The following is an 11,525-nucleotide window of genomic DNA, read 5'->3' as shown; positions in this document are numbered from 1 at the left end:
ACAGGCCGGACGGATCAGATGGAGCGGCGGTGGGTCCAGCGGCCGCCGAGCAGGGTGCCGAGGATCGGCATGTCGCGCAGGCCGTCGCCGTCCAGCCCGGCCGGGTCGTACTCGGTGATCACCAGGTCGGCGGGGTCGCCGGGACGCACGCCGTCGCGGCCCCTGGCCGCCGCCGCGAGCGCCGCCCGCAGCGGGATCGCCTGCTCCGGGTGCCACGGGGGCCGCTCGTCGTCGGTCCTGGCCACCGCCGAGGCGATCCCGTCCCACGGGTCGAGCGGCGCCACCGGGGCGTCCGAGCCCAGCTCGATGACGGCTCCGGCCGCCAGCAGGTCGGCGTAGGCGAAGGCCCTGCCGGTACGCCCCGGCCAGTGCAGGTCGGCCACGTCGCGGTCGTCGGGCGCGTGGGCGGGTTGCACGCCCGCGACCAGGCCGGGCCGGGCGAACCTCCCGAAGTCCTGCGGGCGGACCAGCTGCGCGTGCTCGATCCGGCCGGGGCAGCCGGCCCGCTCGAAGGCCTCCAGCGCGATGTCCACCGCCAGGTCGCCGATCGCGTGCACCGCCGGGTGGATCCCGTGCCCGGCGGCCAGGGTCATGACGCCGTACAGCTCCTCGGGCGCCGTCTCCAGCAGCCCGCGCGTGCCGCCGCCGGGGTAGGGGTCCTCGCAGTAGGCGGTCCTGGTGTTCAGCGACCCGTCCACGAACGTCTTGACCGGCCCGACCTCCAGCAGGCCCCCGAACCGGCGACGGGATCGCCGGTGCGCAGCCCGCGGCCGATCGCCTCCTCCAGCCGGTTCACCGGGATCGAGCAGCCGACCCGGACGTCGATCCGCTCCGCCCCGGCCCGGCGGGTCCAGTCGGTGACGTTGTCGGCGAACTCGAAGTCCAGCACGCCGACGACGCCCCTGGCCGCGGCGGCGGTGGTGGCCTCGGCCACCCAGCGGTCCAGCTCCGCCCGGGGCGGCGGGGGCATCTCCGCCATCGCGTCGTAGCAGTCGCGCTCGCGCAGCACCCCCGTCGGGTGCTCGCCCCTGCCGATCGCCGCCAGCGCGGCCGGGCTGAACCAGGCGGTGTGCAGGTCGTTGCTCACCAGGACGATCGGCCGGCCGGGCGCCGCCGCCTGGAGCATCGACTTGTGCGGCGTGTCCGGCCACAGGCCGTCGCGGAAGCCGTAACCGACCGTGAACCCGGCACCGGGCGCGCCCGGGCGGAACGCGACGAGGTCGACCGCCTCCCGCGCCGACCGCGCCGGGGACAGGTCGATCCTGCGCCGGGCCTGCGCCCACTGCGCGGAGTGCACGTGCGCGTCCCACAGGCCCGGCAGCAGGGTGCCACCGGCCACGTCGACCGACTCGTCGCAGGAGGGCGGCTCCTCGGCCACCTCCGCGACCCGGCCGTCGACGATCAGGACGTGGCGGAGCGGGCCGCCGGGACCCAGCCGCGCGTCGCGCAGCAGCAGGCGGGGAGACGGGGAGGACATGGGGCAAAGATTAGACGGACGGCTCACGCTCTCAGGCGATCGAACTCCTGTCAGGCTGCGATTCAGGTGCTAAAAGTGAACGTGGATCGCCTTCGGCAGGAGACTTTCGATATGGGGTCGACGTCGCCCGCGTCATCGGAAAACGGTTCATCTCCGGATGAATACTCGGGAATCAATCCAGAGTTGATGGAGCGATTCATCACGTCGCTGGAGCAGGCGCGGAAGACACTGGGCGAGCAGATCCCGAGAATCCTCAACATGCTTTCCTCGGCGGACGTCGACCGGTCGGCGGCCCTGGGAATCCGCGAGATCGAAGGCTGGCTGGACGAGGAGATCCCGCGGCTGCGCAGGCGCAACCAGCTGATCCAGGAGCCCGACCTCCTGAAGGACTGGGCCCTGGGCCTGGCAGGACCCGGTCTGCCGGGGCTCACCCCGGGGCCCGGTGGCGAAGGGTTCACGGCCTTCGACGAGAAGGCCCTCACGGCGCGCGCTCTCGCCACCGACGAGGGCGAGAAGCTCGCGGAGTCCCTCATCGCCCTGGGACACCCGACCCCCCACTCCTCCGCGAACGTCTACGACGGGATCTTCGACCGGCTCGCCGACAGGCGGAAGGACGCCGACTTCACCGCGGGGTTCTTCGCCGCCCTCGGCCCGAAGGGCGCGGCGACGGCGCTGCGAAAGCTGAACCACTATCACGGAGAATCCACCCAAAAGCACTGGAAGACCATGGGTGAGGCCCTCGCCACGGCGGTGACCCGGCGGCCGAAGACACTCGGCCCGGCCTGGGAACCGGAGAACCTCGGGAAGACGCAGGGGGCCGATCTGGGCCTGCTGCTCGGCCACGGCAGGTTCCCTGTCAGGTGGTTCACCGAGGTGGTCCGTCCCCGCGTCCAGAAGGCCTCCGAGGGCAGGGTTCCGGCACGCTGGACCGCAGACCTGAGCCACTTCCTGTCCGCTCTGGCCAACAACCCGGAAACGGCCAGGCCACTGTTCAACGACCTGTCTCCCGAAGATCGCAGGGCCCTGTTCTCCGCACTCAACGAGCAGGTCTCGCTCTACCCCAACGAGCATGACGCGATCGCCTTCGACCTGGAGAAGGAGTTCGGCCGGATGCTCGCCGCCGGGTCCGGTGTCTTCGAGAAGCGCTCCCCCGGCCCCGAGGCGGTGCGGTTCGCCTTCAACGCCATGACCACCATGGGCAATCTCCGGACCGAGGCGGACTTCCGCCACCCGGAGGGGCAGCCGATGGAGGTGGCGAAGGGCGCGAGAATCTTCATGTCGATGCTCGCGGGCGCCTACGCCGCCGAAATGATCGAGGGCGCCGACGCCGGGGACGCCAACCGGACGAAGGAGAGCGCGTTCGAGAAAACCGCCACGCTCACCGTCGGCCTGCATCCGAAATTTCGCCTCAGCCCCGGCGACACCTACCGTTTCATCAAGACCTTCGCCGACTCGGCGGAGCGGATGAAACCGTTCGACGCGGGAATGGGACGGTTCTCCAGGCACCTCATGGACGCGGCGGGCGCCAAGGACCGTGGGACGGGCATCGAACACCTCGGAAGAACCTTCGCGAGCCTGGGCTACGTCTCCGGCATGCAGTTCGCCGCGGCGAACGAGGTCCAGGGGAAAATGGATGAGTACGACCAGGAGATGAGGGATCGGCTCTTTCTTCTCCTGGGGCTGGGAGTCGACCTGGCGGGATTCGGTGTCTCGCAACTGGCCGCCGCGACGCTGGACGCCTCGGGCGCGAGTATGGCGTTCGAACCGGCCGGCGAGCTGATCTGGTTGCTGATCGGCAAGTCCGCGAGCGAGACCGTCGACTCGCACAAGGACATCGACAAGACCCGCCTGGACACTCTCAAGGAGAGAAATCGGCTGGCCACCCTCGGACGTGAATACTGGATCTTTCACGAGCTGAGGCGCTACGGGTTCTCCTACCCGGTCCCCCCGAACGATCCAGCCTTCAGCCAACCTCCCATCACCGGGAAGGACGGCAAGCTGCTCCCCTTCGACAAGCTGGCCAAGGACCCGAAGGCGCTGAAGAACCTCGCCGACTGGATGATCCGCAACGGCTCCGGGAGCGGCGACTCGAGCACCGCCGGAGAAGCAGCGACGCTGCTCGACGTTTCCTTCGGAGGCGCTAAGGACAAAACTCAGAACACGCCCACCCCATTCGGGTGAGATCATTCTTAATTTACTCTCAGACATTCCGTTTCCCCTGAAAGCATGAAATCTTTTTCACGGGAAGACGTCGCTGTTATTTTGATATGCGCATCCTTCTTCACTAACTCATCTCTCGGCGTGCTCCAGTCGACGGAGGAAACTTTGTAGCCCCGCCTGCCCAGACCACCGGCCAGCATGTTGAGCGTGTTGACCGAACCATCTATTCCGGTCGTGTTGACACCGGTGACGGCATAGGTCCTCTTCGCCTTCCCCTCCTCGCAGGGGATGTCCTTTCCCCCCCCATCCGTCACTTTGACGTCTTTTGCATGGAGTAGCTTCATCAGCCAATCGACGTCGGCCCTCAATGTCGCCTCCGCCTGAGCCGCCGTCGGTCCCGGAGGGCCAGAAGAACACGCCCCCAAAGTCAGCACCCCTAAGACCGCGATCGCAGCTGACCCGGCACGGACAGAAGAAAGACGCATCGCAGAACTCTCCGTTCATGTCAGCCAACATCACCCAGATCCAATGATGTCCGATGATCAAGCGGTTTCCAGGAAGAGTGCCTGAACATGTCAAACGGGGATGGAGAGCAATCGCAGTCGCTCATCCAGATCCCGGACGTGCTTGTTACCCTCCCACGGCTGAAGCCCAGCACGCGTCTGCCGTACAGAGTGGACCAGACGGGCGGAACTGTGCCCCACGACAGCCTGCGCAGCCTTGTCGATCATGGCGGCGGCTGCCGGAATCTCCTGCTTCCTGATCAGCGCGGTCGCGTATTCGAGCTGGAGCATGCTTTTGCCCAGGACGAAACCAGGTCTCATCTTCGCGAGCCTTTGCTCCACTTCGACTATCGCCTGATCGAACTGCCCGGCTTTGATGAAACAGAACACGGCGTGGCGAGCGATGCGATCCGGTTCGAGCCAGAAAAGGTGCCGGAGTTCCGCTCCCCTCCGGCCTCCATCTGCCAGCCTGACAGCACGATCGAGCATCCGGAGCCCTTCCCCGTCGCGCCGCGTGCTTGAGAGCACCCGGGCGACTATGGAGAAGGTCGCCGCCTGCTGCAGGCCGTTGCCACTGTTCTTGGCCCATCCCTCGGCCGCGAAAGCATGATCCATTGCCATGGTCGGCCTAGCTTGATAGATCGCCATGTCGGCCATCAGCCCGTGCAGATGGGCGAGGAGAGCGGGATCACCCAGTTCATGACCCGCCGCCAGTCCTCCCCTGTAGCGACGGGCGGCATTCGCGTAGTCCATCAGGTCGTAGTGACACCAGCCCGTCATGTGGCTCAGGCTCCAGTAGACGCGCAGCAGGCGTTCGCGCAGGGCCGGGGTGAGGGAGCCCCGTTTGAGGAGGTCGTCGACCATGGCGCGTTTGGCCTCGGCGACCGGCAGGATCCGGCGGGGGCCCGATGACTCGTCCATGGTCCACAGGCGGGCGGTGAGCCGTTCCAGTACGTCGATGGTGGCCGCGTCGATCGGGCCCTGGTGCCGGGCGGCGGCGGCCAGGCGTTCCCGTTCCGGCGGGGTGAGGTGGCGCAGCAGGCCCAGGGCCGGTGTCCCGCCCAGCAGCAGGGCGAGTTCGAAGAGCAGCTCTCGGCGTTTCACGTCGGCCTCCTCTGCGCCGACCGCGCGCAGCAGGTCGGCACAGCGGGCGGGCGCGGGCACGGGAACGAGTGGGGGAAGTGCCTTCGTTCCCTTGGTGCCCGGCACGGCCGGTACGGACACCTGGCGGGAGTGGTTCGCGTCGAGGTGACGATGGTCGGCCTGGTCGAGCAGGTCCCGGTCGCGTACGCCGTAGGAGGCGTAGACCTCGTCGGTGAGCAGGTGGCGCGCCGCGGTCTGGTAAACGCGGGCGAAGACGGCGACCGCCCCCGCACTGGGACGGCGCCCGGCCTGCGGCCATGCCTCGTAGTCGTAGAAGCGCGGGGCACGCAGGGTGGCGGTGCCCGCCGGGTCGAGGTCGTTGTAGGCGGCCACCACATCGCCCGCCGTGCGGCCGTGGGCGTAGCGGTACAGGCGCAGCGGGCTGACCGCGTGATCCAGGGCGAACAGACCGGCGATCTGGTCGAACGTGAGTGAGCAGGCCCGCAGCACCTCACTGCGCCGCCTGCACCCCAGCAGGATCCGGTATCCCTCTCCGGGCATCGCCACTCCCTCGCTCGAACCCTTCCTCGAACACACACGGATCGTATTGCCATGGTCACGGAGAATGACAGCCCGGCGCACAAGTGGGGATCCTCGCCCGCCGGACAGGACGTTCTCGCAGGTCATACGGGGTATGCGAGGGGTATCCCTCGGCGGCCACCCGGAGGTCCACCGTCCCGCGGGGACCGGGCCACTGTTCTCCCGACGATTCCCGCCGACCAGGAGAGACACATGACCGCTACCCACGACGGCGTGGCCCCGGAGTTGATCGACGCGATGGTCCGGCTCCGCCCCGGCGGCATGACCTGGCGACGCACCTTCCCCGGCCGCCCCTGCCAGGTTCCCGAGGCCCGACGCTTCGTCCGGTTCCTCCTGGCCGACTCCCCCTTCGGCCCGGACGCCGAGCAGGTCGTCGCCGAACTCGCCGCCAACGCGGTCCGGCACACCGCCAGCGGCCGGCCGTACGGCACGTTCGTCGTCGAGGTCGTCCGCAGGCCGCAGGTCACCCGCGTGACGGTCTACGACTCCGGCCAGGGCCCCGTACCGGCCCTCCCCCACCCCGCCCTCCTCGGCGAGAGCGGCCGGGGCCTCCTCCTCGTCACCGCCCTGGCCTCCCAGGTCGGCTGCCAGGGCAGCCAGTCCCACGGCCACGCCGTCTGGGCCCGGTTCACCGGCGGCGCATGACACCGGCTGCGACACGCGCGAGCGGCATCCCGCCCGGCGGGATGGGGCCGGAACGCGGACGGCCCCCGCGAAGGAGTTCGCGGGGGCCGTGCGGAAAGCGGGGTCGTACGAAGGGCGTCGCGGGTCAGAGACCGGCGGCGCTGCGCAGGGCGTCGGCGCGGTCGGTGGACTCCCAGGAGAAGCCCTCACGGCCGAAGTGGCCGTACGCGGAGGTGGCCGAGTAGATCGGGCGGAGCAGGTCGAGGTCGCGGATGATCGCGGCCGGGCGCAGGTCGAAGACCTCCAGCACGGCCTGCTGGATCTTCTCGACGTCGGTCTTCTCGGTGCCGAAGGTCTCGACGAACACGCCGACCGGGTGCGCCTTGCCGATGGCGTAGGCGACCTGGACCTCGGCGCGGTCGGCCAGACCGGCGGCCACGATGTGCTTGGCGACCCAGCGCATGGCGTAGGCGGCCGAGCGGTCGACCTTGGACGGGTCCTTGCCGGAGAAGGCGCCGCCACCGTGGCGGGACATGCCGCCGTAGGTGTCAACGATGATCTTGCGACCGGTCAGGCCGGCGTCGCCCATGGGACCGCCGATCTCGAAGCGGCCGGTCGGGTTGACCAGGAGGCGGTAGCCCTCGGTGGCGATCTCCAGGCCCGCCAGGACCGGGTCGACCACGTGCTCCTTGATGTCGGGAGCGAGCATCTCCTTGAGGTCGATCTCGGCCGCGTGCTGGGTGGAGACCACCACGGTGTCGAGCCGGACGGGCTTGTCGCCGTCGTACTCGACCGTGACCTGGGTCTTGCCGTCGGGACGCAGGTAGGGCACCGTGCCGTCCTTGCGGACCTGCGACAGGCGCTCGGCGAGGCGGTGCGCCAGCTGGATCGGCAGCGGCATCAGCTCGGGGGTCTCGCGGCAGGCGTAGCCGAACATGAGGCCCTGGTCGCCGGCGCCCTGGCGGTCGAACTCGTCGCCGGCCTCGCCCTCGCGGTTCTCGTAGGCGTCGTCGACGCCCTGGGCGATGTCGGGCGACTGCGCCCCGATGGACACCGACACGCCGCAGGAGGCGCCGTCGAAGCCCTTGTGCGAGGCGTCGTAGCCGATCTCGAGGATCTTCTCCCGGATGAGACCGGGGATGTCGACGTAGGTCTCCGTCGTCACCTCTCCGGCGACGTGGACCTGACCGGTGGTGATCAGCGTCTCGACCGCGACACGGCTCTTGGGGTCACCCTTGAGCATGGCGTCGAGAATCGCGTCACTGATCTGGTCGGCGATCTTGTCCGGGTGGCCCTCTGTGACCGACTCGGAGGTGAAAAGGCGACGGGACAAGTCAGTGGCTCCTCATGCAGCGGCTGCTGGCGTCTGGGGGCTCTGGCGTCGGCGGACGCCAGTAGCGCTCCGCGAATTCTAGCCCCACCTGATGTGGAGCCGCGAAATCGTCTCAGATCATGTCATCCCAAAATCTTAGATCGTGTACGGGAAAGAACCCCGCTCGCCGGAATCCGGACCGGGGCCGCGTGCGGCCGCGACGCGGGGAGGACCCGGTCGCGACACGAACAGTGATCACCCCGAAGCGGCGACCGGCTCACAGATCGGGCAGCGGGTCCGGGGGGAGCGTCTCGGGGGCGAAGACCTCGGCGTCGGCGGCGGCGACCACCGCGGCGTACTCCTCGTCGATCTCGAAGACCATGCCGCCGAACTCGATGGCCGCGCCCGCGGAGAACTCCAGCGGGCCGAGCCGGGTGCGCCGGGAGTGGGTGGCGTACACCGAGGTCGGCGCGTCGCGGTCGAAGAACTTGGTGGACAGCACGCAGATGGTGCGGTCGGTGACCACGATGAGGAAGGTCGCCATGACCGGCGTTCCGACCGACAGCGCGGGCAGGACGTAGTGGATCTCCTCCCCCGGAGGGAGCAGCGCCCGGCATCGAGCCCTGACGGCGGCGGCGACCGGCATGATCGGAACCCCTCCCAGCCGCGACAACGCAGGTCATCTCGGAGGCAGTATCCGCCGGGAGACGGCCCGCGGCAAGTGCCCGGAGTCCGCGGGGGAACTGCCTGCGGCAGGCGGCCGGAACCCACCCGGGCCTGCCCATGGCAAGTGCCCGGGGATCCGCTCGGAGACGGCCCGCGGCAAGTGCCCGGAGTCCGCGGCGGAACTGCCTGCGACAGGTGGTCAGGATCCGCCCGGAGACGAGCCTCGGCGAGCGGTCAGGCCAGGCGGGCCGCGACGAGGTCCCAGACCGTGTCGGCCAGGGCCTCCTTGGGGCCGCGGGGGATGTCGACCGGTTCCCCGTCGGCGACCAGGACCACGGCCGCGTTGTCGGGCGTGCCGAAGGCGAGGCCGTCGCCGACCTGGTTGACGACGAGCAGGTCGCAGCCCTTGCGGGCGAGCTTGGCCCGCCCGTTGGCGAGCACGTCGTCGGTCTCGGCCGCGAATCCGGCGATCACCCGTGGGTACGGCTTGAGACCCTCGCGGCGCCGCTCACCCAGCTCGGCCAGGATGTCGGGATTTTTCACCAAATGAATGGCGTCAGGCTCGCCGGCGGTCTTCTTGATCTTCGAGTCGCTCCGCGCCGAGGGCCGGAAGTCGGCGACGGCGGCGGCCATGACCACGGCGTCGGCGCCCTCCACCGCGTCGAGCACGGCGGCGCGCAGTTCCAGGGCCGACTCGACCCGGACGACCCTCGCCCCCACCGGGTCGGGCAGGGCGACGTTGGCGGCCACCAGGGTGACCTCGGCCCCGCGGGCGACGGCCGTGCGGGCCAGCGCGTAGCCCTGCAGCCCCGAGGAGCGGTTGCCGATGAAGCGGACCGGGTCGATGGCCTCGCGGGTGCCCCCGGCGGAGATCACCAGACGCTTTCCCGCGAGGTCGGCGGGGCGTCCGGACAGGACCGCGCGGCAGACCTCGAAGATCTCCTTCGGGTCCGGCAGCCGGCCGGGGCCGGTGTCGGCGCCGGTCAGGCGGCCCACGGCGGGGTCGACGACGATCGAGCCGCGCTCGCGGAGCGTGGCCACGTTCGCGCGGGTCGCGGGGTGCTCCCACATCTCGGTGTGCATCGCCGGGGCGAACACCACCGGGCAGCGCGCGGTGAGCAGGGTGTTGGTCAGCAGGTCGCCGGCCAGCCCGTGGGCGGCCTTGGCGAGCACGTCGGCGGTGGCCGGCGCGACGACCACCAGGTCGGCGCCCTGCCCGATGCGGACGTGCGGCACCTCGTGCACGGACTCCCAGACGTCGGTCGTGACCGGGTTGCCGGACAGCGCGGCCCAGGTCGGCTCGCCGACGAAGCGGAGCGCCTCCCTGGTCGGGACCACGCGCACGTCGTGGCCCGACTCGGTGAACAGGCGCAGCAGCTCGCACGCCTTGTAGGCGGCGATGCCCGCGCTCACACCGAGGACGACCCTGGGTCTACCGGGTGACCCGGCTCCTTCTGGGGCCCGCACGGGGTGGATCAGCCCTCGATCGGCTCGGAGGTGAGCAGGCCCTCGCTGACCTCGCGCAGCGCGATGGACAGCGGCTTCTCCTGCGCGTGGGTCTCGACGAGCGGGCCGACGTACTCCAGCAGGCCCTCGCCGAGCTGGGAGTAGTAGGCGTTGATCTGACGCGCCCGCTTGGAGCCGAAGATCACGAGACTGTACTTGCTGTCGACGATGTCGAGCAGGGCGTCGATCGACGGGTTGGTGATGCCTTCGGAGTAGGCGGCGCTGGTTGCCACGTGTGATTTCCCCTAGCTAGGTGAACGTCCGAGGCGCGAATCCTCGGGAGCATCAGCCAACAAGGCTATCAGCCGATGGCATACGTCCTGGACGGACGTGTTGACGAGTGTCAGGTCGAACTCCTGTTCGGCCGCCATCTCGATCCGGCCGGCCGCCAGGCGGCGGGCGATGACGTCCTCGGGCTCGGTGCCCCGGCCGCGCAGGCGCTTCTCCAGCTCTCCCCAGGTCGGGGGGGCCAGGAAGACCAGCAGCGCCTCCGGCATGGTCGCGCGGACCTGCCTGGCGCCCTGGAGGTCGATCTCCAGCAGCGTGGGCACCCCGGCGTCGAGCTTCTCGATCACGGGGCCGCGCGGGGTTCCGTACCGGTTGCCGGCGAACTCGGCCCATTCCAGCAGCTCGCCCGAGGCGGCGAGGCGGTCGAACTCCTCGTCGTCGGCGAAGAAGTACTCGACGCCGTGGGTCTCCCCCGGACGGGGTTTCCTGGTGGTCACCGAGACCGACAGCCACACCTCGGGGTGTGCCCGCCGAAGCTCGGCGACGACCGTGGACTTGCCGACGCCCGACGGCCCGGAAAGGACCGTCAGGCGCTTACCGGCCGGGAGTCCGGGGAAGGCTCGCGCCCCCTCCGGACCTCCGGCCGGGGATGTGGAGCGACCGGCCCCGCCCTCGGCGGTTGCCTCCGGAGTCCGGCTCTCGCCGGACCACGACGTTGCGGTCACTCCAAACCCCCCGTGATGCCGTCCCCCATGCGGGGCGAGCGTGGTCGTATGAACCGAGACTAGCTCTCGGCCCCGCCGAACTCACGCTCGAGCGAAGCTCGCTGGTTCGTACCCAGGCCCCGCACGCGGCGGGACTCTGCGATTCCAAGCCGCTCCATGAGCTGCTTGGCGCGGACCTTGCCCACGCCGGGAAGCGACTCAAGAAGGGCCGAAACCTTCATCTTGCCGATGACGTCGTCGGCCTGCCCGTCTTTGAGCACCTCAGCCAGAGAGACCGCACCGTGCTTCAGGCGGTTCTTCACCTCGGCACGCTCTCGGCGGGCCTTGGCAGCCTTCTCTAGGGCTGCGGCGCGCTGCTCAGGGGTAAGGGGAGGAAGAGCCACGCCGGGTCACCTCGAATTTCCTGTCGATGTACTCGGACGGGAAGGGAAACTAGCTGGTCATGGCGCTTCAAGCAACGTCAAGGCCACTTTATCCCCCTAGAAAATCTACTTCGTGACTTTCCGTGCTCGTCGTATCGCTCTATGTTGACGAAACTGCCCTCAACGCCGAGTTTTCAGGGGTTGTCCCACCCGCGACGCCCGGCGCCCTCCGGCGTCCCCTCACACGCGAAACCGGGTGGTTCCCGGCGTTACCCCACC

General features: G+C 69.5%; 12 protein-coding genes. 2 read left to right on the top strand and 10 right to left on the bottom strand.

What is annotated here, in order from left to right; all coding sequences use genetic code 11:
* Positions 1-14: 14 nt before the first annotated feature.
* Complete coding sequence (locus tag ACFYWM_RS00465; protein WP_389906842.1) at positions 15-698, bottom strand: amidohydrolase family protein; 684 nt, start codon at positions 696-698, stop codon at positions 15-17.
* A complete protein-coding gene (locus ACFYWM_RS00460) occupies positions 683-1,477 on the bottom strand; it encodes an amidohydrolase family protein (RefSeq protein WP_389906840.1) in 795 nt (264 codons plus the stop codon). The genes ACFYWM_RS00465 and ACFYWM_RS00460 overlap by 16 nt, the downstream gene beginning before the upstream one ends.
* A gap of 186 nt (positions 1,478-1,663) precedes the next feature.
* On the opposite strand from ACFYWM_RS00460, the gene ACFYWM_RS00455 reads away from it, so the two are divergent.
* The gene (locus tag ACFYWM_RS00455; RefSeq protein ID WP_389906838.1) at positions 1,664-3,658 is read left to right on the top strand and encodes a hypothetical protein; all 1,995 of its coding nucleotides are present in this window, start codon (positions 1,664-1,666) and stop codon (positions 3,656-3,658) included.
* Between the two features lie 8 nt (positions 3,659-3,666).
* Here ACFYWM_RS00455 and ACFYWM_RS00450 read toward each other — a convergent pair whose 3' ends face one another.
* Together ACFYWM_RS00450 and ACFYWM_RS00445 are read right to left on the bottom strand one after the other, a co-directional pair.
* On the bottom strand, positions 3,667-4,005 hold the full coding sequence (locus tag ACFYWM_RS00450; protein ID WP_389906836.1) for a hypothetical protein: 339 nt from the start codon (positions 4,003-4,005) through the stop codon (positions 3,667-3,669).
* A 207-nt stretch (positions 4,006-4,212) separates the two neighbouring features.
* A complete protein-coding gene (locus tag ACFYWM_RS00445) occupies positions 4,213-5,784 on the bottom strand; it encodes a hypothetical protein (protein ID WP_389906834.1) in 1,572 nt (523 codons plus the stop codon).
* 231 nt (positions 5,785-6,015) lie between these two features.
* Between ACFYWM_RS00445 and ACFYWM_RS00440 the strand changes: the two genes are divergently transcribed.
* Positions 6,016-6,468, top strand: coding sequence for an ATP-binding protein (locus tag ACFYWM_RS00440; RefSeq protein ID WP_389906832.1), 453 nt, complete (start codon positions 6,016-6,018; stop codon positions 6,466-6,468).
* Positions 6,469-6,592: 124 nt separating this feature from the next.
* Here the strand turns inward: ACFYWM_RS00440 and metK are convergent, their stop codons facing one another.
* From metK to mihF, 6 genes are all read right to left on the bottom strand, one after another.
* Positions 6,593-7,780, bottom strand: a complete 1,188-nt coding sequence (gene metK, locus ACFYWM_RS00435) for a methionine adenosyltransferase (protein WP_389906830.1) — start codon at positions 7,778-7,780, stop codon at positions 6,593-6,595.
* A gap of 256 nt (positions 7,781-8,036) precedes the next feature.
* Positions 8,037-8,405, bottom strand: a complete 369-nt coding sequence (locus ACFYWM_RS00430; protein ID WP_389906828.1) for a hypothetical protein — start codon at positions 8,403-8,405, stop codon at positions 8,037-8,039.
* A 254-nt stretch (positions 8,406-8,659) separates the two neighbouring features.
* Entirely contained in the window at positions 8,660-9,901 is a 1,242-nt protein-coding gene (coaBC, locus tag ACFYWM_RS00425) for a bifunctional phosphopantothenoylcysteine decarboxylase/phosphopantothenate--cysteine ligase CoaBC (protein WP_389907503.1), read from the bottom strand.
* Positions 9,901-10,164 carry a DNA-directed RNA polymerase subunit omega gene (rpoZ, locus tag ACFYWM_RS00420; RefSeq protein ID WP_030909981.1) on the bottom strand — a complete coding sequence of 88 codons (264 nt, stop codon included), beginning with the start codon at positions 10,162-10,164 and terminating at the stop codon, positions 9,901-9,903. Before rpoZ ends, coaBC begins: the two co-directional genes overlap by 1 nt.
* Positions 10,165-10,176: 12 nt before the next feature.
* Positions 10,177-10,749 (bottom strand): guanylate kinase, encoded by a 573-nt coding sequence (gene gmk, locus ACFYWM_RS00415; RefSeq protein ID WP_389907501.1) that lies wholly within the window; start codon positions 10,747-10,749, stop codon positions 10,177-10,179.
* A gap of 194 nt (positions 10,750-10,943) precedes the next feature.
* A complete protein-coding gene (mihF, locus tag ACFYWM_RS00410) occupies positions 10,944-11,267 on the bottom strand; it encodes an integration host factor, actinobacterial type (protein WP_030909986.1) in 324 nt (107 codons plus the stop codon).
* Positions 11,268-11,525: the final 258 nt, after the last annotated feature.

The organism is Streptosporangium sp. NPDC002721 (assembly GCF_042888905.1).
Lineage (GTDB): Bacteria > Actinomycetota > Actinomycetes > Streptosporangiales > Streptosporangiaceae > Streptosporangium.
This window is presented reverse-complemented; position numbering and strand designations above follow the sequence as displayed.